Origin of the sequence: Kitasatospora sp. NPDC089913, assembly GCF_044748625.1 — a bacterium.
Taxonomy (GTDB): domain Bacteria; phylum Actinomycetota; class Actinomycetes; order Streptomycetales; family Streptomycetaceae; genus Kitasatospora.
In genome coordinates this window covers 1-25,802 of sequence record NZ_JBIVGI010000021.1, presented here as the reverse complement: position 1 = coordinate 25,802, position 25,802 = coordinate 1, and the positions used below count along the sequence as shown (strand labels likewise).

The following is a 25,802-nucleotide window of genomic DNA, read 5'->3' as shown; positions in this document are numbered from 1 at the left end:
AGGGTCCTTGCGGAAACCGCAAAGCGGCGGTCGGGGCAGAATCGCCCCATGGACGCCGACCCCGCCGACTTCGCCGGTTCCGCCGATTCCGCAGGCCCCGCCGACCCCGCCGGTTCCGCCGGTTCCGCCGAGCCGGACACCACGCCCGTCGCGACCGACGACGTCGAGGGGATCGTCGCCGCCATCGGGCCCCGGCTGCGTGCGCTGCGGCTCGGCCGGGGCCTCACCCTGGACGCGCTGGCCGCGGTCACCGGGATCTCGGTGAGCACCCTCTCCCGGCTGGAGTCCGGCCACCGCCGCCCCACCCTCGACCTGCTCATTCCGCTCGCCCGGGCCCACCGGGTCGCCCTGGACCACCTGATCGCCGCCCCCGCGACCGGCGACCCCCGCCTCCACCTCCGGCCCCGCCACCGGGACCCCGGCAGCGTCCTCGTCCCGCTCACCCAGTACCCGGGCCGGGTGCAGGTCTTCAAGCAGGTCCTGGCCCCGCGCGAGCCCAGGCTCGTCAGCCACGTCGGTTACGAGTGGCTCTACGTTCTCGCGGGCGAACTCCGCCTCCTCGTCGGTGACCGGGACCTCACCCTCCACCCGGGCGAGGCCGCCGAGTTCGACACCGCCGAACCCCACTGGTTCGGCCCCGCGGGCACCGAGGCGGTCGAGATCCTCCACCTCTTCGGCCCGCACGGCGATCAGGCCGTGCTCCGCACCGGCACCGCCGGGGGCTAGGGGGCGGCGCCGGTGGGTGTTGCGCAGGAAGTCGGCGGGCCCGACTTCCCGGGCGGGTGGGGATGGTGATCGGGCTGCGGTTCGCGCCGGTGCCGCCGGGGGTCGGTGGGCGGGAGGTCGGCGGGCCCGGATTTCCGCGCGCCGATGTGCCTCAGCGGGCGAACTCCCGGCTGGGGCGGTGGCCGAGGGCGAGGGAGACGGCCTCGAGGGCGCTGGTGAAGGAGACCTCGCTCAGCACGCCGGGTGCGGCGACCTGGTCGCCGACCAGGTGGACGCCGTCGCCCCGGTCGACGGCCGGACGGTCGCGCCAGGTGGTCCCGGGGCGGTCCACGGCGCCGGTGCGGCCGTCGGCCACGGCGGTGCGGCGCCACAGCACCCGGTCGGACCAGCCCTCGAAGCCCAGGTCCAGCAGGTGCTCGGCCCGGGCGAGGCCGGACTCCCTCGACTCGTCGGGGGCGAGCGGGAGCTGAGCCTGGACCAGCTGTTCGCCGCGCGGCGCCAGGCTGCCGTCCTGGGTGGTGAAGCGCTCCACCCAGCCGGTGCCGTCGAGGTCCGAGACGAAGAAGGCGTCGCCGCGCCGCGACCGCAGCGCCACGTCCAGCAGCAGTGTCCGGCCGCTCTCCCCCCGCAGGCCCGGGTCGCCGAGCAGGCGGCGTGCCGACTCCAGGGAGGTCGCGACGATCACCGGGTCCCCGGTCGCCGGAAGTGCGTCCAGCCGTGAACCCGTCTCGATCCGCACGCCCAGCTCCTGGGCCCGGGCCGCCATCCGGTCGATCACCGACTGCCAGCCGCCGACCGGGTAGACCGCCTCCGGCGGCAGGCTCGCGGCCCGGCGCAGCCGCTCCTGGGTGAACGCCGCCGACAGCAGACCGGGCGCGTGGTGGAAGGTCGCGACGGCCGCGAAGTTGGCGGCCGCCCGGGCGGTCCGCTCTCCCGCCACCTCGGTCGCCCAGCCCAGGAAGGTCCGGCCGACGGGCGCGTCCCGGCGGGCCGCGAGCCGGGCCAGTGCCAGCGGCGGCAGCGCGCGCAGCCGGCCGTCGAGCAGGTAGCGGGTGCGCGGCAGCGCCGTCAGCGGCACCCGGGCGAGCGGTCCGACCAGCCCGCGCTCTCGCAGCCACGTCCAGTGCGGGCCGCGCCGGTAGAAGGCGTGCGGGCCCTCGTTGGTCCGGTAGGGCGCCGGGGCGGTGCGGGCCCGGCCGCCCAGCGTCCGGTGCGCCTCGTGCAGCGTCACCTCGACGCCGGCCTCCGCCGCCGAGACCGCCGCCGTCAGACCGCCTAAGCCCCCGCCGATGATGGTGATCCGCCGTGCCATGTCCCGTCCTCCAGTTCGTTCGCGCCGACCGGTCCGGCCGCCGGGGTGGTGGCTGTCGCCGCCGCCGCTGTCGTGGTCGTGGTCGTTGTCGGGGAGGAGACGACGTGGTGCCCCCGGATGTGACGGTCCGACGGCCGGCCGGAGCCGCGATTGCCCGGTGACCTTGATCACAGAGCCGTTACCCGGGAATTGGTTGGGCTCTTAGGAATGACATGACCACGATTCCGCACCGCAGGAACCCCGACGAATCCGCGATCCCACCCGGCCCCGCCGGTCCCGGAGCCGTGACGGCCGGACTGACCCGGCTGCTCTTCGGCCCCGGCGACACCCACGGTCACCGCTCCTGGCGGGCCCTGGCGGCCGATCCGGCCATGCACCGGCGGACGGACGCCCCCGCCGCCGAACAGGTCGCCGACTCCTACCGGCGGCTGCGCCGCCTCAACGGGCGCGTCGACGCCACCGCGCTCGCCACCGACCCCGCCCGGCTGGCCGCACTGCACGAGTGGACCGGTCCCGCGGACGGCGCGCTCACCGTGATCGCGGGCATCCACTACAACCTGTTCCTCGGCAGCCTCCTCGACCACGACCCGGACCCCAAGCGCCCGTTGGACGAGTACCTGCGCATGGACCGGATCGGCACCTTCCTGTGCACCGAACTCGCCCACGGCAACGACGCCGCCGCACTGGAGACCGTCGCCGACTACGACCGCGCGGACCGCACCTTCACCCTGCACACGCCCCACCCCGGCGCCCGGAAGTTCATGCCCAACACCGGACCGGCAGGCGGCCCGAAGTCCGCCGTGGTCGCCGCCCGGCTGCGGGTCGACGGCCGGGACCACGGCATCTTCCTCTTCCACACCCCGCTCACCGACGAGGCCGGCCCGCTGCCCGGCGTCACCGTCCGCGCCCTGCCGCTGCGCCCGGGCAGCCCGGTCGACCACTGTCTGACCTCCTTCGACCGGGTCCGCCTGCCGCGCGAGGCCCTGCTGACCGGCGCGCACGGCCGGCTCGCCGACGACGGCGCCCTCACCAGCGTGCTCGGCAGCAGGCGGAAACGATTCCTCGCGGCGATCGGTCGGGTCTCCGTGGGCAAGCTCTGCATGAGCGCCAGTGCCGTCGGCGGCGCGCGGGCGGCGCTCGCCACCGCCGTCCGCTACGCCCACCACCGCGAGATCGCGGACACCCGGCCGGACCGCCGCCGTCCGGTGTGGACCCACCGCACCCACCACGGTCCGCTGCTGTCCGGCCTGGCGACCGTCTACGCGATGACCGCGCTGCACCGGGCGGCCGTCGCCCGCTGGACCGGTCACGACCCCGCCGACCCGGCCGACCGGGCCGCCGCCGAGCGCGCGGCCGCCGTGACCAAGGGCTGGACCACCTGGCAGGCCCGGGAGCTGATCATCGAGGCCCGGGAGCGGTGCGGCGCCCAGGGGCTGTTACCGGTGAACGGGCTGACCGCGCTCGCGTCCGACGTCGAGGGCGCCATCACCGCCGAGGGCGACAACCTGGCGCTCTGGGCCAAGGCCGGGGCGGAACTGCTCCTGGAGGCCCCGGACGACGGGTCCGAGGACCCGGCGGTCACCCCGGGGGGTCCCGCGGCGCTGGGCGACCCGGTCTTCCGGCAGGCCCGGCTGCGTGCCGCCGGGAGGCTCCGGCTGGCCCGCGCCCGCACCCGGATGCGGGAGGCGCCGGCCGGGGACACCCTGCGCCGGTGGAACGCCGCCGCGCCCGACGCGCTCGCGGCCGTCACCGCGCGGGCCGAGCACGACGCCGGCGCCGCGCTGCTGGCCTGGGCCGACGCCGCCTGCGCCGACGGTGTCTGGGCCGACGGTGCCGGCGCCGGTCCTGCCGGTCGTGCCGGTGCCGCCGCGGCTGGTTCCGGTCCGGCCGGTTCCGGTCCGGCGGTCCGGGCCCTGCTGCTCGACCTGCACCGACTGTTCACACTGGACCGGATCGCCGCCCACGCGGCGGCGCTGATGGTCGCCGGAGAACTCACCGCCGAACAGGCCGCCGCTCTTCCGGACCTGCGGGAACGTTCCTTCGCCCGGCTCGCCGGCCATGCGCTGCCCCTGGTCGACGCCTTCGACCTCCCGCCGACGCTGCTCGGCAACCGGCCGATCGCCACCCCGGAGTACCAGGAGGCGTTCGCCGTCTGACGGCGGCGCGGGCGCCCGCGGAACTGTCCGTTCCGACCCGGCATCGGTGCATCCCTCCGCGACCGCCCCATCCCTCCGGACCCGCCCCGTTCCGAGTGTCGGCATCCGTTCCGTCCGGCCCCTCCGGCTGGGCGGAACGGCCGCGGAACCGCCGTTCACCTGGACGTTCAACAAACTGTTGCCAGTGCGCCACCCGGTGGCCACGGGGCGACACTCCACGCTGCCTACCGTGCCGGGCCATGACCATCTCCCGCACCCGGCTGACCGCGGCCGTGGCGCTCACCGGCGCCCTCGTCCTCGGCACCCCCGCGCTGGCCGTCGCCGCCCCGGCCGCCGGTTCCGCCTCCGCCGACCCCTCGGCCGCCGCCCCGGCCGTCGCCCGGCACGCGATCCCCTTCACCTCGGCCACCGCCACCCAGCAGGCCGACGGCAGCTTCACCCTCACCTGGGCCGCCCCCGGCGCCCGCAACGTCACCGTCTACGCCGGCACCGACCCGGACGACATCCGCCACCGCAAGGCCGTCGCCAAGGGCGCCGGTTCCGCCACCGTCACGGTCACCGGCCTGGCCGCCGCCGACCGCTGGTTCTTCGAGCTGGTCCCGGACCGCGGCGCGCCGCTGGTCGTCGCCGACCGCTCGCTGCACCTCGCCTCCGCGCCGAACTTCCGCGACGCCGGCGGCTACCGCACCGCCGACGGCCAGTGGGTGCGGATGGGCGTCGTCTACCGTTCCGGCGACCTCTCGAAGCTGACCGACCAGGACCTCGCGAAGCTCCGCCGCCTCGGCATCCGCACCGTCTTCGACCTGCGCACCCCGGCCGAGCAGAAGACCGCCCCGGACCGCGTCCCGGCCGGTGCCACCGTCGTGAACGCCAATGTGCTGGGCGTCGCCGACACCGGCGCGTTCAACGTCACCAGCCCGCAGGCCGCCGTCCAGGCGATGGTCGACGCCGAGCGCACCATGGTCTCCGCCGACAGCGCCCGCACCGCCTACCACTCGGTGCTCAACGCCCTGGTCGAGCGCGACGACGAGAACGTGCTCTTCCACTGCACCGCCGGGAAGGACCGCACCGGCTGGGCCTCCGCCGCCCTGCTGACCGCGCTCGGCGTGCCGCGCGAGACCGTCGAGGCCGACTACCTCGCCAGCAACACCTACCGCGCCGCCGAGATCGCGGCCACCCTCGCCCAGCTGCCGCCGGCCTACCAGGCGATCTACAAGCCGCTGCTGGACGTCCGGTCCGAGTACCTGGCGGCCGGGTTCGACGAGGTGCAGCGGAAGTTCGGCTCCTTCGACGCCTACCTCAAGTCCGGCCTCGGTCTGGACAAGCGGGACCTGCGCGACCTGCGCAGCCAGCTGCTCGTCGGCTGACACCGCGCTCCCGGCGTCCCGCCGGGTCGGGCCCCGGGAGCACCGGGCGGTCCGCCCCGGCGGGACGCCGCGTTGCCGGAACCGGAACGCCCTGCTTCGATCGTCCGTATGGACCACCAGGACGCCGCCCCCGCTCCCGCCCCCGATCCGGCCGTCGGCTCCGGCCCCGGCCCCGATCCGGCCGCCAACGCCGCCGCCTCGGCCCCCGCCATCGCCGCCACCCTGCGCCAGATCGGCCCCCGGCTGCGTCGGCTGCGCGAGCGCAAGGACCTGTCCCTGGCCGACCTGAGCCAGGCCACCGGGATCTCCAAGAGCACGCTCTCCCGCCTGGAGTCCGAGCAGCGCAAGCCGAGCCTCGAACTCCTGCTGCCCATCGCCGCCGCGCTCGCCGTCCCGCTGGACGAGATCGTCGCCGCCCCGCGGATCCAGGACCCGCGGGTCCACCAGCACCCGGGCCGGGCCGACGGGCGGACCTTCGTGCCGCTCTCCCGCCACCGCACCGAGCCCCGCGCGTTCAAGATCATGATCCCGGCCGCCCACCACACCCCGACGCTCGCCACCCACACCGGCCACGAGTGGCTCTACGTGCTCTCCGGCCGCCTCCGGTTGCTCCTCGGCGAGCACGACGTCGTGCTCGCGCCGGGCGAGGCGGCCGAGTTCGACTGCCAGAACCCGCACTGGTTCGGCTCCACCGGGGCGGGCGACGTGGAGGTCCTGAGCCTCTTCGGCAAGCAGGGCGAACGCCTCCACCTGCGCGCCCGCACTCGCCCGAAGGAGTCCTGAGCCGCCCCCGGCGCTCCCGCTCCCGGACCGGCACCGGAAGTCGGCCACGGCGACTTCCCGCGCCGCCGCGGGACTGTCACACTCCCCTCGTGAACACACGGGGGTTGTTCGCGCCGAAGCCGTTCGCCCGGGGGCCGGTCGCCGCCGTCGCGGCGGGTGCCGCCACGCTGCAGATCGCGACCGCGGGCCGGTACGGCTTCCACCGCGACGAGTTGTACTTCCTGATCGCCGGTCGCCACCCCGCCTGGGGATATGTCGACCAACCGCCGCTCACCCCGCTGCTCGGGCGGGTGTCCACGGCGCTGTTCGGCGGCGGACCCGGCGACGGACCGGTCGGTCTGCGGGTCGTACCCGCCCTGCTCTGCGCCGCCACCGTCGCCCTGGTGGCGCTGCTGGCCCGGGAGCTGGGCGCCGGACGCGCCGGGCAGCTGCTCGCGGCCGCCGCCGCGGCCTGCTCGGCGTTCGTGCTCGCGGTCGGGCACCTGCTCAACACGGCCACCTTCGACCTGGCCGCCTGGCTGCTGGTCTGCCTGTTCGCCCTGCGCCTGCTGCGCACCGGGGACGGCCGCCGGTGGCTCGCCGTCGGCGCCGCCACCGGGGTCGCGCTGCTGAACAAGGACCTCGTCCTGCTGCTGGCCGCCGCCCTCGTCCCCGCCGTGCTGCTGGTCGGGCCGCGCGCGGTGCTGCGCGGGTGGTGGCCGGTGGCGGGTGCGGCCGTCGCGGTGGCCGTCGCGCTGCCGAACCTGTGGTGGCAGGCCGCGCACGGCTGGCCCGAACTGACCGTCGCCGGGGGCATCAGCGAGCAGGACGGCGCCGGGAACCGGCTGCTCTTCGTGCCGATGCAGTTCCTCTACCTGTCACCCGTGCTGGTGCCCGTCTGGCTGGCCGGCTTCCGCCGCCTGCGCCGGGACCCCGAACTCGCCTGGGCGAAGCCCTTCGTGGTCGCCTACCCGCTGATGTGCCTGTTCGTGGTGGCGAGCGGAGGCAAGCCGTACTACGTGCTGCCGGCGCTGCTGGTGCTGACGGCGGCCGGCTGCGAACCGGTCGCCCGGCGGCTGACGGCGGCCGGACCGCGCCGGATCCGCTCGTTCGCGGGCGCGCTGGCCCTGGGAGCCGCCGTCAACCTGGTCATCACCCTGCCCGTCCTCCCGGCCCGGCTGACCCCGGCCGTCAACTGGATCCAGCACGAGCAGGGCGAGCAGATCGGCTGGCCCGAACTCGCCGCGGCCGCCGCCCGGGGCTGGAACACCGTCCCGCCCGAACTCCGGGACCGGGCCGTGGTGTTCGCCGTCAACTACGGCGAGGCTGGCGCCCTCGCCCACTACGGCCCGCCGCTCGGCCTCCCGGCGCCGTACTCGGGCCACATGAGCCTCGCCGACTGGGGGCCGCCGCCGGACCGGCAGGACGGGCCGGTGCTGCTCGTCCACCCCGAGGGATTCCCCGACGTGGAACGGTACTTCGCCGACTGCCGGCGGGTCGCCCGGGTCGACAACGGTCACGGGGTGGACAACGAGGAGCAGCACGCCCCGGTCCTGGTCTGTCCGGGACCGCACCGGCCGTGGTCGGTGCTCTGGCCCGAACTGCGGCGCTACTACTGAGACTTCTGCCTCCGGGGCGCCTCAGGACGCGGCGTGCAGCGCGGTCGGCGGGCCCACCGTCGTGCCCGCCGTCGCGCCGGCCGCCGGGCCCGTCGGCAGGCCGGCCCGGTGGGCCAGGGCGGCGGCCTCGCCCCGGGAGCTCACCTCCAACTTGGCCAGGATGTTGGCCACATGGAACTTCACCGTCGACTCGCTGATGTGCAGGGCGGCGGCGATCTCCCGGTTCCGGCGTCCCCGGGCCAGTTGGTCCAGCACCTCCAGCTCCCTGGGCTGCAGGCCCTCCAGCGGCCGGGCCGCGCCGATCGGCCCGGCCGGGGCGTGCAGCGGCAGGTCGACCGTCACCGTGGTGCCCCAGCCGGGCACCGCCTCGACCGTCAACCGGCCCGCCAGCGCGGCGATCCGGTCGGCCGTGCGGTGGACGGCCAGTGCGTCGGCGGTCAGCAGGCCCGGGCCGTCGTCCCGGACGACGGCCCGCAGACCGTCCGCCACGAACTGCCAGCTCACGTGCAGCCGGGTCAGGTCGTCCTGCTCCAGCATGGTGAGCACGGCGGAGCGGACGGCGGTCCGGGCGGTGTGCGCGGTGTCGGTGGGCACCGAGCGGTCCCCCTCGGTCGGCGCCAGCAGGTCCAGCCGGACCGGGCTGTGCCGCAGCAACGGCCGCACCAGGTCGGCGAGCCGGGCGAACGCGGTGGCGGCCGGCTCCTCGCTCAGCTCCCGGTCGAGGTCGCCGGCGCTGCGCAGGTCGAGCAGGGCGGTCACGGCCAGCTCGGTGGCGTTGCGCCGCGCGGTGGCGTCGTCCAGTCCGGCCGACCGCAGCGGAGCGAGGATCGCGGACAGCGCGGAGGCGTGGGCGCCGGTGAGTTCGGCGATCGCCCTGGCCCGGGCACTGGCCGAGGCGCGGGAGGCGGCGGCGTGCGCGGGCGCGGCGTCGACGGCGCGGTGGTGGGAGTGGGTGGTCAGCACCTCCCACAGCTGCTGGAGCAGGCCGAGCGAGCGCTCGGGCAGCGGCTCCGGCGACCCGTGCGTCCCCGTCGCGCGCCCGGCGGCCCGTCCGGGCGCCCGTCCGGCCGGGTCGGCGCGGACCAGCACCAGCAGAGCGCCGTTGCTCCCCGGCGGGGCCGACGCCACCGCGACCGCGGGCCGGGGGCGCCCGCCGAGCACGGCCTCGCCCTGCCACGGGCGCCCGGGGGTGACCCGCTGGGCGACCCCGGCCAGTTCGGCACCGGTGATCCGGGCCGACAGTTCCTCGGGGCCGACGGCGTTCGCGGGCGAGTAGGTGCAGACACCGCTGAGCTGCGCCACCGCGATGTGCGGGACGAGCCCGGCGAGCACCTCGGAGAGCTTCGGCAGGATCGTCGCCCGGGGGGTGCGCAGCACTTCGGCGGCGAGGGCGAGCACCCCCTCGGCGTCGTCCCACGACCACTCGCCGCCGGGACCGCCGCCGGAACCCTGCCCGCCCTCGCGTTCGACCATGGCTCCCAGCGTAGCCCGCGCCGGTGCGCGCCCGCCTGGCCGAACGGCCAGGTGGAACCGGCCGAACAGACGGCCGTCCGGGCCGGGCCGCCGTACCAGGCTGGAGCACGTCACCAGGACGGCGGCGGCCCCCGGCCCCGGCGTCCGCCAGGTCCGGACGAACGCTGGAGATCCGCCATGAGCAGCACCCCCGACACCACCCCCCTCACGACGAAGGCCGTCGCCATCACCGAGTACGGGTCCGTGGACGTCCTGCGGCCCACCGCGGTCGAGGTGCCCGCGCCCGGCCCCGGCCAGGTCCGGGTGGCCGTGCGCGCCGTCGGCGTCAACCCGCTCGACCACAAGGTCCGCTCCGGCGCGCTCACCGACCTGTTCCCGGTCGTCTTCCCGGCCGTCCTCGGGTACGAGATCGCGGGCGTGGTCGAGGCCGTCGGCCCGGACGTCACCGAGTGGCGGGTCGGCGACGAGGTCTTCGGGCAGGTCCTCGGCGGCGGATACGCGGAGCACGCGCTGGCGGCGGCGGACCAGCTGGTCCGCAAGCCGGCCGCGGTGGACTGGACGGTGGCCGCGGCGCTCCCGGTGGCCGCCGAGACGGCCTGGCGGTCGCTCGACCTGCTGGGCGTCGAGCCCGGCCGGACGCTGCTGGTGCACGGCGCCGCGGGCGGGGTCGGCACCCTGGTGGTGCAGTTCGCCCGGGCCCGGGGGGTCCGGGTGATCGGCACCGCGAGCGAGGCCAACCACCCGTACCTGCGCGAGCTGGGCGCCGAGCCGGTCACCTACGGGGAGGGGCTGGCCGAGCGGGTCCGCGCCGCCGCGCCCGAGGGCGTGGACCGGGTGCTGGACGTGGTCGGGGCGGGCGTGCTGCCGCTGTCGATCGAGCTGGCGGGCGGCGCCGAGCACGTGCTGACCATCGCCGACTTCCAGGGCGCCGCGCAGCACGGGGTCCGCGCCACCAGCGGCGACGAGCCGGCCGACTACCTCCGTCCGGCCCTGGAGGGCGCGCTCGCCCTGGCCGCCGAGGGCGGTCTGAACCTCCCGCTGCACCGGGTGCTCCCGCTGGCGGAGGTGGCCGAGGCGCAGCGCGAGAGCGAGCGCGGCCACGTCCGGGGCAAGATCGTCCTCACCGTCGGCTGAGGCCGGGGGGCGGCCGGTCGCGTGGTCGGCCCTGATGGTCGCTGTCGCGGGGCGGCGGCCGCTCGCCGGGCCGACGGTCAGCCGAGGTGCTCGACGACGACCATGGCCGCGTCGTCGTCGAGCCGTCCGCCCGCGTGGGCCAGCAGGTCGCGGCGCAGGTGCAGCAGCAGGGCGTCCGGCGGTTCGGCGGGGTGCGCGGCGGCCCGTTCGGCGACCCGTTCGGACAGCGGGTAGAACCGCCGCTCTCCGTCGCGGGCCTCGATCACGCCGTCGGTGTAGATCAGCAGCCGGTCGCCGGGCAGGAACGGGAACTCCTCCACCACGTACGGCGCCGCGACCAGTTCGCCGAGGCCCAGCGGCGGCGAGGTGCGGCGGGGCTCCAGCGCGGTGACCCGGTCGCCGTGCAGGAGAAGGGGCGGGGGGTGGCCGCAGTCGACCAGGCGGAGCACGGCTCCGTCGTCCGGGACGTCCAGCACGACGGCGGTGATGAACGACTCGCCGCTGTCGTCCGCCGGGGTGCCGGGCGGCCCGTCGTCCGGCCGCCGGGTGCCCGGCGGGGCCCCGGTGTCCGTCGGCCCGGCGCGCCGGAACGCGCGCAGGCGCGGCTGGGCGCGGAGGCCGTCCTCGCGCTGCGCGCGCTGCTGCTCGGCGAGCTGGGCGAGGTCCCAGGCGATGCTGCCGTCCAGGTGGCCGACCAGGCCGGGCAGGTCCGGGTACAGGTGCGCGGCCGACCGGAAGGCGCCCAGCAGCAGCGCCGCGTCGCCGAGCGAGGCCAGGCCCTTGCCCCGGACGTCGCCGACCAGCAGCCGGGTGCCGGTGGCGGTGCGGGCCGCCGCGTAGAGGTCCCCGCCGACCTGGGCCTCGGCCTCGGCGGCCAGGTAGAAGGAGGCGAGGCGCAGCGGTCCGGTCCGGTCGGGCAGCGGGCGCAGCAGGACCCGTTGGGCGGCCTCGGAGACGGAGCGGACCTGTGCCAGCTCGCGCTCGTGCCGGTCGCGCAGGACCCGGAGGCCGACGATCAGCGCCGACACGGCGAGCAGGGCGCCGAGCTGGGTCTCGTGGTTCCCGGTGGTGAGGCCGTCGCGCAGGATGCCGATGACGGTGAGCGCGGCGAGCGAGAGCAGGGCGACGACGGTGGTGGCGCGGGCACCGGCCAGCGAGGCCGTGAGCGCGGGGGCGACGATCAGCAGCGGGCCGAGGTGGATGTCCGGCGGGGCGAGCACGTCCACCACCGTGATCACCACGATCAGGGCGAGCGGGACGACCGTCAGGGCGCGGCGGTCGGGCGGCCAGGACCGGCGGCGGTCACGGGGACGCCGGTCGTCGGAAGGCTGCCGGAGTGGCACCTCTCCTCTGTACACCGTCCGGGTGGTCCGCCGCACCCCGGGGAGCACCCGGCGGGCGTGCGGCGGGCGTGCGGCGGGCGCCCGGGGATGCTCGGCGGGTGCTCCCCGGCCGGGCCGCCGGGCCGGGTCAGTCCTCGGCGCCGTAGCGGGCCAGGTAGTCGGCGAACCGGGCGACGTCCTCGTCCGACCAGCCGGTGAAGCGGGCCGAGAAGGAGAGCCGCCGCTGCTCGTTGGCCTCGCGCAGGAGGGTGAGTCCGGCCTCGGTCGCCAGCAGGATCTGGCCGCGCTGGTCCTCCGGGTCGGTCTCGCGCCGCAGCAGCCCGAGCTTCTCCAGCGCGGTGACCTGGCGGCTGACCGTGGACTTGTCGAGCATGAAGTGCGCGGCGACGTCGGCGGCCCGGCAGCCGCCGCGCTCGGTGATGAGGTCCAGGATGCTGTAGGTGACCAGCGAGAGGTCGGGGTGCAGCTGGGAGGCCTTGTGCCGGGCGCGGCGGGCGAAGGCGGTCAGTTCGCGCTGGATGGTCGCGATCGACGTCTCGCGGTCGGGCACGGGAACCTGCCTCCTCGGGGCCGGGGGATCTGCCGTCCGGCAATTTGTTGCATTATACAACGACTTCGTGGGTGCTCGAAGCTCCCGGCGGACGGTCCGCGGCGCCCTCCCGGCGCGCCTGCCAGGCGCGCGCCGCCGCGATCCGGCGGGTGGCGCTCGGATGAGTCGCGAACAGTAGCTCAAGCACCCGCGGCGGGTCGACATCGGACACATTGGTCACCGCGAGTCTGCGCTGCATCGCCACGAACTGCTCGGCGTCCCCAGTGAGTTCGAGCGCGTGCCGGTCGGCCCTGGCCTCCACCCGGCGGCTCACCGCGCACTGCACCGGGCCGGACAGCGCGCCCAGCAGCGCCGCGACCGCCGCCAGCAGCGGGAGCGACCGGGGATCGGCCGCGTCCGCCGCGCCGGCTGCCGACAGCAGCACGTCCCAGCCCGACGCCAGGCCCAGCAGCACCACCACCACGGCCGCGCCGACCGCCCCCAGCACCGTCCCGGTCAGGACGTCCCGGTGTTTGACGTGCCCCAGTTCGTGCGCCACCACCAACTCCACCTCGCGCGGATCGGCGCTGGTCAGCAACGTGTCGTAGGCGACGATCCGCCGCGTCGCCCCCAGGCCCGAGACGTAGGCGTTCAGCGCCGTGGTCCGGCGCGAGGCGTCCGCCACCAGGACGTCCCGCACCCGGACGCCGTCCCGTGCGGCCAGGCCGAGCAGCGCCTCGCGCTGCGGGCCCGGGGCCATCGGGGTGAAGCGGTTGAACACCGGCTCGACCAGGAGCGGGTAGAGGAAGGAGAGGGCGGCGGTCAGCAGCGCGGCCGCGCCCGCCGCCGGGAGCCACCAGCGCTCCGGCGAGCGGCCGGTGAGCGCGTACAGTCCGAGCACCACCGGCAGGGCGAGCGCCAGGGTGAGGGCGAGTCCGCGCAGTGCGTCCACCGCCCAGCCGGCCCAGCCCTGGGTGACCAGCCCGAACCGGGCGCGGACCGACCGCGTGCCGGCCCCGAACGGCAGCTGCGCCGCCCGGCCGACCAGTACCAGGGCGGCCGTCCCGGCGAGCACCTCGGCCGTCCGGGAGCCGCCGAACCAGCCGCCGGCCGTCGACACCAGCCCGGCGCCGGCCGGTGTCAGGCCGAGCGCGAGGGTCAGCCCCAGGCCGGTGACCCGCGCGCCGAGTGCCCAGGGCAGCTGGGCGCGCCGCAGTGCGCGGCCCCGGGCGCGCTCGGCGGGGGTGAAGTCGGCGGGGGTGCCGGGGGTGCCGGGGGCGGCGCCGGGCGTCGGGTCGTCGCCCGGGAGTGGGCCGACAGAATCTGTCATCTGTTGTCCGTCATCCGAAGTCCGTCAGTCGTCAGTCGTCAGTCGTCAGTCGTCGGGCGTCAGTCGTCGGGCGTCGGTCCTCGGGCGGCGTCCGTCCTCGGGCGTCGGCCGTCGGGCGACGGGGCGTTCGTGGACCGTCGTCCCCCGACAGCCAGCATGTCACTCCTCGGCGGGCCCGGTGGCGTGCCGGGTGCCCGCCCGGAGCAACTGGTGGCCGAGATCGATCAGCGCCCGGCCGACCGCGAACTCGTCGCCCACCGCGGGCGCCGGATCGTCCAGCGGGTTGCGGCGGGCGTACGCGTCGCTGTGCAGCACCGCGCCGTCGGCGTCCAGCACGGCGTGCACCCGGGTGGTGTCGCGCTCCTCGACCAGGTGCAGGCTCAGCTGCCAGTCCTTGGTGCTTCGGACGGGGGGCTCCGTACCGCCCTCCTCCCCGACGGTCGCCGGGACCGGCCCTCCCGGCGGGGCGGCGCTCCCGTCCGCGCGGACGATCACCACCGGGCACGACGCGTGCGCCGCGCACCGGGTGCTCACCGACCCCAGCAGCGTCCGGGCGAAGGCCCCGCGACCGCGACTGCCCAGCACCAGCAGCTCCGCGCCCTCCGCCAGTTCCAGCAGCACCTCCGCCGGGTGCCCCAGCAGCAGGCTCTCCGTCACCGGCACCGGCCGCTCCCGGCCGACCACCTCGTCCACCTCGGCGGTCAGGGTGCGCATCGCCGTCCGCTCGAAGTCGTCGTCCGGCAGCGGTACCAGCCACCCGTGCAGCGAGGGGGGCTCCCACGCGGCCACCGCGTGCACCGCCGCCCCGGTCAGCGCCGCCTGCCCGACCGCCCAGCGCAGCGCCGCCCTGGACGGCGCCGAACCGTCGATCCCGACCACGATCCGCCGCCCGGCGTCCGTGCTCCCGTTGTCAGCCATGACCCACCACCTGCCGTCCGCTCCCCGAGCCTCGCCTGCCGGTCCCCGCGCCTCCGGGCGCCACCTCCGCACCTCCGTCCCGGTGGGGGCTTCCCGCCGTGCTTCCGGAAGCCTCTGTACCTCCACGCTGCCACTCCGCGCGCCACCCGGCGGCCCGGCGCGGATTGTGGCCGCGGCGCGGAGACGGCGCGGGGGAGTGGCGTAGGCTGACCGCTTCCGGAACGACCCTTGGGGGAACACACATGCGCCGTGCCGCGGCCGCCGTCGCCCTGCTGCTGGGGCTGATACCCGTGGCCGCCTGTGGACCGGACGACCCCGACCCGGCCACCGTCAAGGCCTCCCGGTCCGCCAAGGCCGCCGCCGACGCTGCCGCAGCCGCGAAGGCCTCGCCGGGCGCCGCCGACGGGTCCGCCACCCCCGGGGACCAGGCCTCCGCGGACGGTGCGGCGCCCCGTCCGGACGGCAGCATCACGGTGGCGTTCGCCGGCGACGTCCACTTCGAGGGCCGCACCGAGGGCCGGCTCTCCGTGCAGCCGCCCGAGACGGCGCTCGGACCGATTTCCAAGAGCCTCGCCGCCGCCGACCTCTCCGTCCTCAACCTGGAGACCGCGATCACCGACCGCGGTGCGCCCGAGCCCAAGACCTACACCTTCCGCACCTCGCCGAAGGCGCTCACGGCGCTCAAGGACTCCGGCGTCGACGTCGTCTCGCTCGCCAACAACCACGCCGTCGACTTCGGCGCCGACGGTCTCGCCGACACCCTCGCGGCCAAGGCCTCCTCGCCGCTCCCGATCGTCGGCTTCGGCCGCAACTCCCAGGAGGCGTACGCCCCGTACGTCACCACCGTGCGCGGGGTGAAGGTCGCGGTGGTCGCCGCCAGCCAGGTCGAGGACCTCACCAACCAGAAGTGGCGCGCCGGGGCGACCAAGCCCGGCATCGCCTCGGCACTGGACCAGGCCGCGATCGTCAAGGCGGTCGAGGAGGCGAAGAAGCAGGCGCCGGTGGTGCTGGTCTACCTGCACTGGGGCGAGGAGGGAAAGGCCTGCCCGACCGCGGCCCAGACCGCCATCGCCAAGAAGCTGGCCACCGCGGGCGCGACCGCCGTGGTCGGCACGCACGCGCACACCATGGTCGGCTCGGGCATGCTCGGCTCCACCTACGTCGGGTACGGCTTCGGCAACTTCCTCTGGTACGGCACCTCCAACTACGCCAACTCCAACGAGACGGGCGTCACCACCCTGACCGTTGGCCCGGGCGGCAAGGTGCTCGGCGAGGCGTTCGCGCCGGCGACCATCGACGACAAGGGCATGCCGGTGCCCCAGACCGGCGCCGCCGCGACCGCCGCGCTCAAGCGCCGGGACGGGCTCCGGGGCTGCACCGGCCTGGCCCCGGTCCCGGGGGCCGCCCCGGCGCCGGCGTCCGGGGCCGCTTCCCCGTCGGCGTCCCCGTCGGCTTCCCCGTCCGCGCGCGCGACCGGTCCCGCCGCCCCGGCCGCGCGGAGCGCCGCGCCGGCGTCGGCCTCCTCGCGCTGAGCCCGCCCCGGCGGCCGGTGCGGAAGCGGGGCGGCAAGCCGGTCGTCGCTCGCCGTGCGGTGGGTGCTCGGGTGGTGGGTGGTCGGGCGGACCGGCGCGTGGATCCGCGCCCTCCGAGACCTGCGGATCCGCCGGGACGTCCGCGACGGCCTGCACGGGGCCTTCCTCGAACACGCCTGCTGCGTGACCACGCGCCGACGCGTCCGAGCCTTGTGCCGGCTCCTCCTGGGCCGCCGGAACGCCGGAACGCCGGAACGCCGGAACGCCGGCCGCCGGACCGCCTCGCCCGCCGTCGGGCGGGTACGGGTCCCGGGGCGGGGGGCCGACGGTGTCCGCCCGTCAGTCCTTGTGGTTCGCCTCGCCGAGCTTCCAGTAGCCCTTGCCGTGGACGCGTTCGCGGGGCAGGGCCCAGTCGGTGAGCAGGTGGCGCCGGACGGTCGCCACGGCCTGGGACTCTCCGGCCAGCCAGGCGGCGGTGCCCGGTGGGACGTCGGTCGCGAGCAGGGTGTCCGCGAGCGTGCGGCCCTTGACCTGGTCCTGGGGACGGGTCAGCCAGTGGGTGGTCAGACCGGTTCGGGCGGGCAGCGGCAGGGTGGCCCCGGAGGCATCGCCGACCTCGACGTAGAGCGTCGCCGGCACGGTCGGCGGCAGCTCCTCCAGGATGGTGAGCGCGGCGGGAAGGGCGCTCTCGTCGGCGGCGAGCAGGACGTGCCCGGCGCCGTCGAAGGAGGGCCGGCGGCCGCGCGGGCCGGCGATCAGGGCCCGGTCGCCGAGGCGGGCGGTCGCCGCCCAGCGGGACAGCGGACCGTTGCCGTGCAGCACGACGTCGATGTCCGTCTCGCGCTCGTCGGGGCGGTGGTGCCGGATCGTGTAGGCCCGGGAGTGCCCGTCGGGGGTCGCCAACTTCACCCACTGGGTGGCGTGTTCGACGTCGAGGGTGTCCAGGGTCGGTCCGGCGAGGGTGAGCCGGAGCAGGGCGGGAGTGAGCGGGGTGACGGCGGTGACCCGAACGTCGTGGGTCGGCCGGGGGCGACGGAACACGGAGACTCCAGGTGATCGGACGGCGCCGGCGCGGGCCCGGGGATCGACACGGGCGGCGCGCTGCGGCGCGGAGGGGAGGAGCGAGGAAGGGGGTGGGGCTCAGCGCGGGAGGTGCTGGTCGAGCAGCGCGTCGACGAACGCCCGGTCCAGCGGGCGACGCAGCACCAGGGCGCGGTGGTAGAGCGGGGCGAGCAGGGCGTCCAGCAGGACGGCGGCCTCGTCCGCCGTCCCTCCGAGACAGGCCCGGGTGTTCGCGACGTCCCGGGAGCGCAGGGCGTCCAGGAAGCCGCTGTGCAGCAACTCGGCCGACCTGGCGTCCAGTTGCGCATGGCCGAGGAGGGCCTGCAGCACCTTGCCGGCCGGCGCCGCGTCGAGGAAGTCCGCGAACCGGTGGAGGTAGGCGCGCAGATCGGCCGGATCGGAGGGTGTCTCGGCGGGCCAGGCGAGACCGGTGGCGGCGTCCAGGACGAGGTTGTCGAAGAGGATGTCCACCTTCGACTTCCACCAGCGGTAGATGGTCTGCTTGGCGACCCCGGCGGCGGCCGCGATGCCCTCGATGGTCAGGCCCTCGAAACCCTGCTCCACCAGGAGGTCGTCGGCGGCGTTGAGTACCGCCAGCCGTGCGGCCTCGCTGCGCCGACCGTTGCCGACGGTGCTCGCCGTGTCGTCGTTCTTCTTCGTGCTCCCGCTCGCCCCGGCCGCCCGCGCGGCACCGGCGGCACGGCCGCCGACGGCGCGCTCACCGGCGGCGCGGCTCGCGCCGGACCGGCTTCCGGCGGCGGGGCGGGGCTGGGCGGCGATGGCGGTGTGGTCCTTGTCCGGGGGCGGCTGCTGGCCGTTGACGACGGTCGCGGCCATCCTCTCACGCCTTCCCGGCCGGGGTGGCCGGTGCCGCTGCGGCCGCCGGGTCCGCTGTCGCTGTCGCTGTCGCTGTCGCTGTCGCTGTCGTCACCGGCGCCGGTGCCGGCACCGGTGACGCCCCGCCCCGCGGCCGGCGGACCAGTCCGGCCGCGACCGCGAGGGCCAGGACGGCGACCGCCGCGCTGAAGGTGACCCCGGCGGTGCGCAGCCCGGTCGCCCGGACGAGCACGCCGACCCCGATCACCGGCACCGAGAGCATGGTGAACAGCACGGCGAAGAACGCCGACACCGTCTCGCCGCGCCGGTGCGGCTCCACGCCGGCGTTGACGGTGCCGAGTCCGGTGCCGATGGCGGTCCCGGTGGCGAGGCCGTTGACGCAGGCGCCGAGCAGCAGTGGTGGCAGCGTCCCGCCGAGCAGGGCGCCGGCCACCAGTGCGGCGGCCAGGACCAGTCCGGCGCAGGCCAGCGGCAGGGCCCGGTCCGGCGGCAGGACGCGGACGAGCAGTTGTCCGACGGCGGTGGAGAGGAAGGCCAGGGCGACCACGAGTCCGGTGAGCGCGTGGTTGTGCAGGTTCAGCACGGTGGCCAGGAAGAGTCCGCTGACGGCGGTCAGCACGCCGGTGACGGCGAATCCGGCCCCGCCGGCGAGCGCGGCGCGCAGGAACGCGGGGCGGATGCCGGGCGGCACGTGCAGCGGTCGCGGCCGGAACCGGGAGGGGCTTCCGGCCGGGGAGCCGGCCCGGCCCGTGCGCCGGACCGCGGCGGGCACCGTCTCGGGGACGGCGAGCAGCCCGAGCAGGGCCGCGCCGGTGAGGACGAGCGTCACGGTCCAGGGCAGGCGCAGCGGTGAACCGGTCCATTCGGCGAGGGCTCCGGCGAACAGGGTGCCGCCGGCCAGTCCGCCCATGTTGGCGGCGAGGGCGACGGTCTGGGCGCGCAGCCGGCGCTCCGGCGGAGCGAGGTCGAGCAGGGCGGCCGTGGCGGCGCCGGTGACGAGGGCTGCGCCGAACCCGGAGAGGACCCGGGCGACCAGCAGCCAGGGCAGCGAGTCGGCGAGTTCGAACAGGGTGGCGGCGGCCGCGGCCAGCAGCAGGGCGGCGAGGACCACGGGGCGCCGGCCGATCCGGTCGGAGAGGCGGCCGAGGGTCAGCAGACCGGCGACGACGCCGAGCGCGTAGACGGCGAAGATCACCGTGACGGTGAAGGTCGAGAAGCCGAAGGCGCGCTGGTAGAGCGGGTAGAGCGGGGTCGGGACGGTGGTCCCGGCCATGGTGACCCAGAAGGCGAGGGCGACGGCGGCCGGCGCGAGCGGGCCGCCGGGGCGCCGGGGCGGGGCGGAGGGCATGGGTGCTCCTCGGGGGTGACGGTGTGGGAGGGGGCGCGTCGGGGCCGTCGGTCGGGCCCGCGCCGTGGCGGACCGAAGATGGACGCAACGTTGCGTCTCGGTCCATGTCCCGACGCTAGCACTGGACGCAACGTTGCGTCTATGTTCGCCCGCGGGCCGTCCTCCGGGCGGTCCGCGGGGTCGCCCTCCGGATCGCCCGCCGGGTCGTCCGCAGGGTCGCCCTCGGCTCGCCGCTCGGACCGGCGCCCGTCCCGCGCCGTCCGACGGCCGTATCCCTCCGTCCCCCGGCCGACGACAGTTGACGACCCCGCAGTGTCGGCCCGTGCCGACGGGCCCCCTCGGAGAGTCCGAACAATTGTGTTAGGTTAGGCTTGCCTAATGTTGCTGGTCGGAGGGGATTTTCAGTGCAGCAGTCCGAACTCGCGGGCGCCGTCGCGATGGTCACCGGCGCCGGACAGGGGATAGGCGCGGCGGTGACGCGCGCGCTCGTCGCAGCGGGCGCCGTCGTCGCGGCGGTCGACCGCAACCCCGGTCCGCTCGCCGAGCTCGCCGACGAGCTGTCGGGTCGTCCGGCCGACGCGGCCCCGGGCGGCGCGGCCTCCGGCGGACCCGTCCACCCCTACCTGCTGGACGTCTCCGACGCGGCGGCGGTCGAATCCACCGTCGAGCTGATGGAAAGCCAACTCGGCCCGATCGGCATCCTGGTGAACGTCGCGGGAATCCTGCGTGTCGCTCCCGCGCTCGAGCTCACCGACCAGGACTGGGCGGACAGCTTCGCGGTCAACACCACCGGGGTCTTCCACACCACCCGCGCGGTCGGCCGACGGATGGCCGAGCGCGGTGGCGGTGCGATCGTCACCGTCGGCTCCAACGCGGCCGGCGTCCCGCGCACCGGGATGGCCGCCTACGCGGCCTCCAAGGCGGCGGCCACCATGTACACCCGGTGTCTCGGCCTGGAACTCGGCCGCTCCGGGGTGCGCTGCAACATCGTCTCGCCCGGCTCCACCGACACCGAGATGCAGCGCGGGCTCTGGCAGGACGACGCGGCGGCCGCCGAACGGCGCGTCATCGACGGCGACCCGGCCAGCTACCGGGTCGGCATCCCGCTCGGCCGGATCGCCCAGCCCGCCGACATCGCCGAGGCGGTGACCTTCCTGGTCTCCGACCGGGCCCGCCACATCACCATGCACGACCTCTACGTGGACGGCGGCGCCACGCTGCGGGCCTGACGCCCGCGCACGGCCCCCGACCCGGATCCCGCACACTCCGGCACGACTCCACGACGGCCCCGCCCCGGACCGTCGCGGCCCCCGACACCCACGGCGGGGCCGGACCCCCGGGGCGAGCAGCACCCGGGGCCCGGCGCCCCACCGGGACCGCGCCCCCACCGGGGCGGGCCCCGGACCAGACCACCGCCGACCGCCGCGACGAGCAGCGTCCGGCGACCACTCGCAGACTGGGAGATTCCAGGTGACCACGGTGCATCACGCCCCCGCCGGGACGGACCACACCGTCATCGGCGCGGCCAGCGGGCTGCTCGGCCAGTACCGGGCCGCGGCCGACGAGGCGTTCTTCGCCTCCCCGACCCGCACGCTGCTCGCCGAGGGCGTGCACGCCCGGGTGCCCCAGGACGGGCGCCCGCTGGTCGACCGGGTCGCCGAGACCCTCGCCCGGGCCCGCCAGGACGGCGTCGAACACCCGCTGGTGGTGGGCGCGGTGGCGTTCGACCACGACAGCCGGGCCGAGCTCGTCGTCCCCGCGACGCTCCGCACCTGCGGCGCACTGCGCGACGACCCGCTGATCGCGCTGCCCGCCCCGGCCGCCGACCGGATCGACTGGGACGTCCGCCCGGTGCCCGCGCCCGAGGCGTACGGGGCCGGTGTCGCCGAGGCCGTGGAACTGCTCCGGGCCGACGGCGAGCTGAGCAAGGTCGTGCTCTCCCGGACCCTGGAGCTGCACGCCGACCGCCCGCTCGACCTGCCCGCGATCCTCCAGCGGCTCGGCCGCCGCGACCCCGGCGGCTACACCTTCGCCGTCCCCGCCGGCGGCGGCCGCACCCTGATCGGTGCCAGCCCCGAACTGCTGCTCTCGCGCACCGGTACCGCCGTCGTCGCCAACCCGCTGGCCGGATCGGTGCCGCGCAGCGCCGACCTCGGCGAGGACGTCCGCCGCGCCGCCGCGCTGCTGGAGTCGCCGAAGGACCTCCAGGAGCACGCCTTCGTCGTGGACGCCATCCACGCCGCGCTCGCGCCGTACTGCCGCGACCTGGTCGTGCCGGCGCGCCCCACCCTGGTGCGCACCGCCGCGATGTGGCACCTGGCCACCACCATCACCGGTGAGCTGATCGACCCGGCCGTCTCCGCCCTGGAGCTGGCCGTCGCCATGCACCCGACCCCGGCGGTCTGCGGCAGCCCGACCCCGCTCGCCCGCGAGGCGATCCGCGGCATCGAGCCCTTCGACCGGGGCCTGTACACCGGCATGGTCGGCTGGGGCGACGCGGACGGCGACGGCGAGTGGGTCGTCACCCTGCGCTGCGCCGAGGCGGACGAGCGGACGCTGCGGGTGTTCGCCGGCGCCGGCGTGGTCGCCGAGTCCCGGCCGGAGTCCGAACTCGCCGAGACCAGCGCCAAGTTCCGCACCTTCCTGGACGCCGCCGGGGTGCCGCAGTGACCGACCCGACTACCCCGGGAGCCTCCGCGGTGACCGATCCGACCGCCCCGGGAGCCTCCGCCGTGACCGATCCGCACCACCCGATGGCCGAGGTGCTGGCCGGATTCGCCCCGTACCCGGACGAGTTCGCCGCGCGCTACCGGGCCGACGGCCACTGGCGCGGCGAGACCTTCGGCTCGATGCTGCGCGAGCGCGCGGCCGCCCACCCCGACCGGGTCGCGATCGTCGACCCGGCCGGCGGTACCGGTGACGACCCCACCCGCCGCTGGACGTACGCCGAACTCGACCTGCGGGCCGACCGGATGGCCGCCGGACTGCGCGCCCGCGGCATCCGCCGGGGCGACCGGGTGGTGGTCCAGCTCCCCAACGTCGCCGAGTTCTTCGAGCTGGTCTTCGGGCTGTTCCGGGTCGGCGCGCTGCCGGTCTTCGCGCTGCCCGCGCACCGGTACACCGAGATCTCCTACTTCTGCTCCTTCACCGGCGCGGTCGCCTACGTGGTCCCGGCCGTCGAGGGCGGCTTCGACCACCGCGAACTGGCGGGCCGGGTGAAGGCGGAGACGCCCTCGCTGCGGCACGTCCTGGTGGTGGGCGGGGACGCCGGGGAGCACACTCCGCTGGCCGAGGTCCCGGTCGACCCGGCCGGGGCGCCGGCGGAGGAGCCGCAGCCCGGGGACGTCGCCTTCCTCCAGCTGTCCGGCGGCAGCACCGGGGTGCCCAAGCTCATCCCGCGCACCCACGACGACTACATCTACTCGCTGCGCGGCTCGGTCGAGCTCTGCGGCCAGGACGAGCACAGCGTCTACCTCGTGGTGCTGCCCGCCGCGCACAACTTCCCGCTCAGCTCGCCCGGTTCGCTCGGCACGCTGTACGCGGGCGGCCGGGTGGTGCTCTGCCCGCAGCCGAGCCCGGAGACGGCGTTCCCGCTGATCGGGCGCGAGGGCGTGACCATCACCGGCCTGGTGCCGCCGCTGGCGCTGCTCTGGCTGGACTCCGCCGAGCGGATCCGAGAGGCCGGCGGGAGCACCGGTCTGGAGACCCTGGAGGTGCTGCTCGTCGGCGGCGCCAAGTTCAGCGAGGAGGCGGCCCGGCGGGTGCGCCCGGTGCTGGGCTGCACCCTCCAGCAGGTGTTCGGGATGGCCGAGGGTCTGGTCAACTACACCCGGCTGGACGACCCGGAGGAGGTGATCGTCACCACCCAGGGCCGGCCGATCTCCCCGGACGACGAGGTGCGGGTGGTCGACGACGAGGACCGCGACCTGCCCGACGGCACCACCGGCCACCTGCTCACCCGCGGCCCGTACACCATCCGCGGCTACTGGAACGCGCCCGAGCACAACGCCGCCTCCTTCACCGCGGACGGCTTCTACCGCACGGGTGACCTCGTCCGCCGCACCGGCACCGGTCACCTGGTGGTCGAGGGCCGGGCCAAGGACCAGATCAACCGGGGCGGCGAGAAGGTCGCCGCCGAGGAGATCGAGAACCACCTGCTGGCCCACCCGGCCGTGCACGACGCGGCGGTGGTCTCGATGCCCGACCCGTACCTCGGCGAGCGCACCTGCGCCTACGTCGTCCTGCGCGAGGAGCACCGCGCGCAGCCGCCGAAGTCCGTGGAGCTGAAGCGCTTCGTGCGGCAGCGCGGGCTGGCCGACTTCAAGGTGCCGGACCGGGTCGAGTTCGTCGACGCCTTCCCCGCCACCGGCATCGGCAAGGTCAGCAAGAAGGACCTGCGCGCCGCCATCGCCGCCTCCCTCACCTCCTCCTGAGCCTCCGACTCCCTCTCTCCTGAGCCTCCGCCCCCCCTCTCTCCTGAGCCTCGCGTTCCCGAGCCTCCGGACTCCTGAGCCTTCCGACCCGTGAGTCCCCGGACTCCCGGATCCCCCTACACGTTAAGGACGCACCGCCGTGGGCCTGCCCCGCATCCCCTCCTATCCGATGCCCGCCGCCGCCGAGCTGCCGGCCAACCGGGTCGACTGGACGGTCGACCCGTCCCGGGCCGTGCTGCTGGTGCACGACCTGCAGAACCACTTCATGGGCGCCTTCGACACGTCGGCCGCGCCGGTCACCGAGCTGTTCGCCAACATCAACCGGCTGCGCGCCTGGGCCGCCGAGCACGGCGTGCCCGTCGTCTACTCGGCCCAGCCGGGCGGCCAGAGCGCCGAACAGCGCGGCCTGCAGCAGGACTTCTGGGGCCCGGGCATCCCGGACGACCCGCAGGCGGCGGCGATCGTGGACGAGGTCGCCCCGGCCGAGGGCGACCGGCTGCTCACCAAGTGGAAGTACAGCGCCTTCGTCCGGACCGACCTGGACGAGCTGCTGCGCGAGCAGGGCCGCGACGAGCTGGTGATCACCGGCGTGTACGCGCACATCGGGGTGCAGGCGACCGCCTGCGACGCCTGGATGCGGGACATCCGGGCCTTCGTGGTGGCCGACGCGGTCGCCGACTTCGGCGCGGACGAGCACCGCGCCGCGCTCAGCTGGGTGGCCGGGCGCTGCGGCGTCGTCACCGGTACCGACGCCGTCGTGGAAGGGAAGTGACAGCCATGGCCTTCACCGTGGAGCGAATCCGGGCCGAGGTCGCCGACCTGCTCGGCGAGGACCCGGCGGACATCCCGCTGGACGAGAACCTGGCCGACTGGGGCCTGGACTCGGTGCGGCTGATGGCGCTGGCCGAGCGCTGGCGGGCCGAGGGCGCCGAGGTGGCGTTCCTGCAGCTGGCCGAGCGTCCGGCCGTCGAGGCCTGGGCCGAACTGCTGGGCGCGTCCTGATGGAGTCCGGCACGGCGGTGGCGAGGCCGTCGCGAACGGAGCGGTGGCCGGCCACCACGGTGGTCGGGCCGATCGAGGCCCAGGCGGCACGGACGCCGGACGCCCCGGCACTGCTGCCGGCCGGCGCGGCGCCGGTGAGCTACGGCGAGCTGAACGCCGCTGCCAACCGGACGGCCCGCTGTCTGACGGACCGGGGCGCGCGCCCCGGCACGGTGGTCGGCCTCGCGCTGACCCGCCCGGCCGATCTGGTGCCGGCGCTGCTGGCGGTGGCCAAGACGGGTGCGGCGTACCTGCCGCTGGACCCGGACGACGCCCCGGGGCGGCTGTCCTGGCTGCTGGCCGACGCGGCGCCGGTGTGCGTGCTGGGGGAGGGGGTGCCGGACGCGGAGCGGCCGAGCGCCGCCGAGCTGGCCGGGCGGGCGGCCACCGACCCGCCGCGGGCGCTGACCCCGCAGCATCCGCTCTGCCGGGCCTACGGGCCGGGCGGGCGTCCGGCGGGGGTGTGGACGGCCCACGCCGAGGTGGACCGCCGGGTGCGTGAGCTGCAGTCCGTGTACGGGCTGGGCCCGGGCGACCGGGTGCTGCAGCTGGGCCTGCCGCTGTGGGAGTTCCTGTGGCCGCTGCGGACCGGGGCGGCGCTGGTGCTGGCCGATCCGGACCGGCCGGGCGAGGTCGGGGAGCTGGTCCGGGAGGCGGGGGTGACCGCACTGCGTGCGGCGCCGTCGGTGCTCGGCGAGCTGCTGCCCGAGCCGGGGCCGGTGCACCTGGTCCCGCAGCGCGGCTGACCTCCGGGGCCGGGCCCCGCGGGCCCGGCCCCGGGGTCGGGGGGGGGGCGGCGCCCCCCCCCCCCCCCCCGCCCGCGGCCGCCCCCCCCCCCCCCCCCCCCCCCCCCCCCCCCCCCCCCCCCCCCCCCCCCCGC

At 76.3% G+C, this 25,802-nt stretch carries 22 protein-coding genes and 1 pseudogene; 13 read left to right on the top strand and 10 right to left on the bottom strand.

Going from position 1 to position 25,802, the window contains the following annotated elements; genetic code table 11:
- Positions 1–48 precede the first annotated feature (48 nt).
- Positions 49–726, top strand: coding sequence for a helix-turn-helix domain-containing protein (locus ACIPYS_RS27440; RefSeq protein ID WP_400750788.1), 678 nt, complete (start codon positions 49–51; stop codon positions 724–726).
- Between the two features lie 151 nt (positions 727–877).
- Here the strand turns inward: ACIPYS_RS27440 and ACIPYS_RS27435 are convergent, their stop codons facing one another.
- Complete coding sequence (locus ACIPYS_RS27435) at positions 878–2,038, bottom strand: NAD(P)-binding protein (RefSeq protein WP_400750786.1); 1,161 nt, start codon at positions 2,036–2,038, stop codon at positions 878–880.
- Positions 2,039–2,250: 212 nt separating this feature from the next.
- Between ACIPYS_RS27435 and ACIPYS_RS27430 the strand changes: the two genes are divergently transcribed.
- The 4 genes from ACIPYS_RS27430 (at position 2,251) to ACIPYS_RS27415 (ending at position 7,942) form a co-directional block, all read left to right on the top strand.
- The gene (locus tag ACIPYS_RS27430; RefSeq protein ID WP_400750784.1) at positions 2,251–4,194 is read left to right on the top strand and encodes an acyl-CoA dehydrogenase; all 1,944 of its coding nucleotides are present in this window, start codon (positions 2,251–2,253) and stop codon (positions 4,192–4,194) included.
- 239 nt (positions 4,195–4,433) lie between these two features.
- Positions 4,434–5,561, top strand: coding sequence for a tyrosine-protein phosphatase (locus tag ACIPYS_RS27425; RefSeq protein WP_400750781.1), 1,128 nt, complete (start codon positions 4,434–4,436; stop codon positions 5,559–5,561).
- Positions 5,562–5,669: 108 nt separating this feature from the next.
- Positions 5,670–6,344 (top strand): helix-turn-helix domain-containing protein, encoded by a 675-nt coding sequence (locus ACIPYS_RS27420; RefSeq protein WP_093859757.1) that lies wholly within the window; start codon positions 5,670–5,672, stop codon positions 6,342–6,344.
- An 89-nt stretch (positions 6,345–6,433) separates the two neighbouring features.
- Positions 6,434–7,942 (top strand): ArnT family glycosyltransferase, encoded by a 1,509-nt coding sequence (locus ACIPYS_RS27415; RefSeq protein WP_400750777.1) that lies wholly within the window; start codon positions 6,434–6,436, stop codon positions 7,940–7,942.
- 21 nt (positions 7,943–7,963) lie between these two features.
- Here ACIPYS_RS27415 and ACIPYS_RS27410 read toward each other — a convergent pair whose 3' ends face one another.
- Entirely contained in the window at positions 7,964–9,415 is a 1,452-nt protein-coding gene (locus tag ACIPYS_RS27410; RefSeq protein WP_400750775.1) for a LuxR C-terminal-related transcriptional regulator, read from the bottom strand.
- A gap of 177 nt (positions 9,416–9,592) precedes the next feature.
- Between ACIPYS_RS27410 and ACIPYS_RS27405 the strand changes: the two genes are divergently transcribed.
- The gene (locus ACIPYS_RS27405; protein WP_400750772.1) at positions 9,593–10,549 is read left to right on the top strand and encodes an NADP-dependent oxidoreductase; all 957 of its coding nucleotides are present in this window, start codon (positions 9,593–9,595) and stop codon (positions 10,547–10,549) included.
- Positions 10,550–10,626: 77 nt separating this feature from the next.
- Here ACIPYS_RS27405 and ACIPYS_RS27400 read toward each other — a convergent pair whose 3' ends face one another.
- The 5 genes and pseudogenes from ACIPYS_RS27400 to ACIPYS_RS27380 all read right to left on the bottom strand — a co-directional run.
- Positions 10,627–11,892, bottom strand: a complete 1,266-nt coding sequence (locus tag ACIPYS_RS27400; protein WP_400750770.1) for a PP2C family protein-serine/threonine phosphatase — start codon at positions 11,890–11,892, stop codon at positions 10,627–10,629.
- 127 nt (positions 11,893–12,019) lie between these two features.
- Positions 12,020–12,442 carry a MarR family winged helix-turn-helix transcriptional regulator gene (locus ACIPYS_RS27395; protein WP_093859752.1) on the bottom strand — a complete coding sequence of 141 codons (423 nt, stop codon included), beginning with the start codon at positions 12,440–12,442 and terminating at the stop codon, positions 12,020–12,022.
- A 52-nt stretch (positions 12,443–12,494) separates the two neighbouring features.
- On the bottom strand, positions 12,495–13,751 hold the full coding sequence (locus tag ACIPYS_RS27390) for a M48 family metalloprotease (protein ID WP_400750765.1): 1,257 nt from the start codon (positions 13,749–13,751) through the stop codon (positions 12,495–12,497).
- Positions 13,752–13,910: 159 nt separating this feature from the next.
- The gene (locus ACIPYS_RS27385) at positions 13,911–14,246 is read right to left on the bottom strand and encodes a dsRBD fold-containing protein (protein WP_286158647.1); all 336 of its coding nucleotides are present in this window, start codon (positions 14,244–14,246) and stop codon (positions 13,911–13,913) included.
- A pseudogene (locus tag ACIPYS_RS27380) lies at positions 14,232–14,669 on the bottom strand (universal stress protein); the annotation flags it as partial. The pseudogene ACIPYS_RS27380 and the gene ACIPYS_RS27385, both read right to left, overlap by 15 nt.
- 242 nt (positions 14,670–14,911) lie before the next feature.
- Between ACIPYS_RS27380 and ACIPYS_RS27375 the strand changes: the two are divergent.
- On the top strand, positions 14,912–16,201 hold the full coding sequence (locus tag ACIPYS_RS27375) for a CapA family protein (protein ID WP_093859750.1): 1,290 nt from the start codon (positions 14,912–14,914) through the stop codon (positions 16,199–16,201).
- 339 nt (positions 16,202–16,540) lie between these two features.
- Here the strand turns inward: ACIPYS_RS27375 and ACIPYS_RS27370 are convergent, their stop codons facing one another.
- The 3 genes from ACIPYS_RS27370 to ACIPYS_RS27360 form a co-directional block, all read right to left on the bottom strand.
- Positions 16,541–17,242 carry a siderophore-interacting protein gene (locus ACIPYS_RS27370; RefSeq protein WP_400750761.1) on the bottom strand — a complete coding sequence of 234 codons (702 nt, stop codon included), beginning with the start codon at positions 17,240–17,242 and terminating at the stop codon, positions 16,541–16,543.
- 99 nt (positions 17,243–17,341) lie between these two features.
- Positions 17,342–18,100, bottom strand: a complete 759-nt coding sequence (locus tag ACIPYS_RS27365) for a TetR/AcrR family transcriptional regulator (protein ID WP_400750758.1) — start codon at positions 18,098–18,100, stop codon at positions 17,342–17,344.
- Positions 18,101–18,104: 4 nt separating this feature from the next.
- Positions 18,105–19,448, bottom strand: coding sequence for an MFS transporter (locus ACIPYS_RS27360; protein ID WP_400750755.1), 1,344 nt, complete (start codon positions 19,446–19,448; stop codon positions 18,105–18,107).
- A gap of 371 nt (positions 19,449–19,819) precedes the next feature.
- On the opposite strand from ACIPYS_RS27360, the gene ACIPYS_RS27355 reads away from it, so the two are divergent.
- From ACIPYS_RS27355 to ACIPYS_RS27330, 6 genes are all read left to right on the top strand, one after another.
- The gene (locus ACIPYS_RS27355) at positions 19,820–20,677 is read left to right on the top strand and encodes a 2,3-dihydro-2,3-dihydroxybenzoate dehydrogenase (RefSeq protein WP_400750752.1); all 858 of its coding nucleotides are present in this window, start codon (positions 19,820–19,822) and stop codon (positions 20,675–20,677) included.
- Between the two features lie 241 nt (positions 20,678–20,918).
- Positions 20,919–22,118 (top strand): isochorismate synthase DhbC, encoded by a 1,200-nt coding sequence (gene dhbC / locus ACIPYS_RS27350; protein ID WP_093859745.1) that lies wholly within the window; start codon positions 20,919–20,921, stop codon positions 22,116–22,118.
- An 83-nt stretch (positions 22,119–22,201) separates the two neighbouring features.
- A complete protein-coding gene (locus ACIPYS_RS27345; protein ID WP_400751050.1) occupies positions 22,202–23,881 on the top strand; it encodes a (2,3-dihydroxybenzoyl)adenylate synthase in 1,680 nt (559 codons plus the stop codon).
- A 139-nt stretch (positions 23,882–24,020) separates the two neighbouring features.
- Positions 24,021–24,653 carry an isochorismatase family protein gene (locus tag ACIPYS_RS27340; protein ID WP_093859744.1) on the top strand — a complete coding sequence of 211 codons (633 nt, stop codon included), beginning with the start codon at positions 24,021–24,023 and terminating at the stop codon, positions 24,651–24,653.
- Between the two features lie 5 nt (positions 24,654–24,658).
- On the top strand, positions 24,659–24,883 hold the full coding sequence (locus ACIPYS_RS27335; RefSeq protein ID WP_030391815.1) for a phosphopantetheine-binding protein: 225 nt from the start codon (positions 24,659–24,661) through the stop codon (positions 24,881–24,883).
- 17 nt (positions 24,884–24,900) lie between these two features.
- Positions 24,901–25,668: an AMP-binding protein gene (locus ACIPYS_RS27330; RefSeq protein WP_400750747.1), complete on the top strand. Its 768-nt coding sequence runs from the start codon at positions 24,901–24,903 to the stop codon at positions 25,666–25,668.
- Positions 25,669–25,802: the final 134 nt, after the last annotated feature.

Coding starts and splice junctions, on each gene's coding strand:
- ACIPYS_RS27440 (WP_400750788.1), top strand. CDS start 49: ATGGACGCCGACCCCGCCGACTTCGCCGGTTCCGCCGATTCCGCAGGC.
- ACIPYS_RS27435 (WP_400750786.1), bottom strand. CDS start 2,038: ATGGCACGGCGGATCACCATCATCGGCGGGGGCTTAGGCGGTCTGACG.
- ACIPYS_RS27430 (WP_400750784.1), top strand. CDS start 2,251: ATGACCACGATTCCGCACCGCAGGAACCCCGACGAATCCGCGATCCCA.
- ACIPYS_RS27425 (WP_400750781.1), top strand. CDS start 4,434: ATGACCATCTCCCGCACCCGGCTGACCGCGGCCGTGGCGCTCACCGGC.
- ACIPYS_RS27420 (WP_093859757.1), top strand. CDS start 5,670: ATGGACCACCAGGACGCCGCCCCCGCTCCCGCCCCCGATCCGGCCGTC.
- ACIPYS_RS27410 (WP_400750775.1), bottom strand. CDS start 9,415: ATGGTCGAACGCGAGGGCGGGCAGGGTTCCGGCGGCGGTCCCGGCGGC.
- ACIPYS_RS27405 (WP_400750772.1), top strand. CDS start 9,593: ATGAGCAGCACCCCCGACACCACCCCCCTCACGACGAAGGCCGTCGCC.
- ACIPYS_RS27390 (WP_400750765.1), bottom strand. CDS start 13,751: ATGACAGATTCTGTCGGCCCACTCCCGGGCGACGACCCGACGCCCGGC.
- ACIPYS_RS27375 (WP_093859750.1), top strand. CDS start 14,912: ATGCGCCGTGCCGCGGCCGCCGTCGCCCTGCTGCTGGGGCTGATACCC.
- ACIPYS_RS27365 (WP_400750758.1), bottom strand. CDS start 18,100: ATGGCCGCGACCGTCGTCAACGGCCAGCAGCCGCCCCCGGACAAGGAC.
- ACIPYS_RS27360 (WP_400750755.1), bottom strand. CDS start 19,448: ATGCCCTCCGCCCCGCCCCGGCGCCCCGGCGGCCCGCTCGCGCCGGCC.
- ACIPYS_RS27345 (WP_400751050.1), top strand. CDS start 22,202: ATGGCCGAGGTGCTGGCCGGATTCGCCCCGTACCCGGACGAGTTCGCC.
- ACIPYS_RS27335 (WP_030391815.1), top strand. CDS start 24,659: ATGGCCTTCACCGTGGAGCGAATCCGGGCCGAGGTCGCCGACCTGCTC.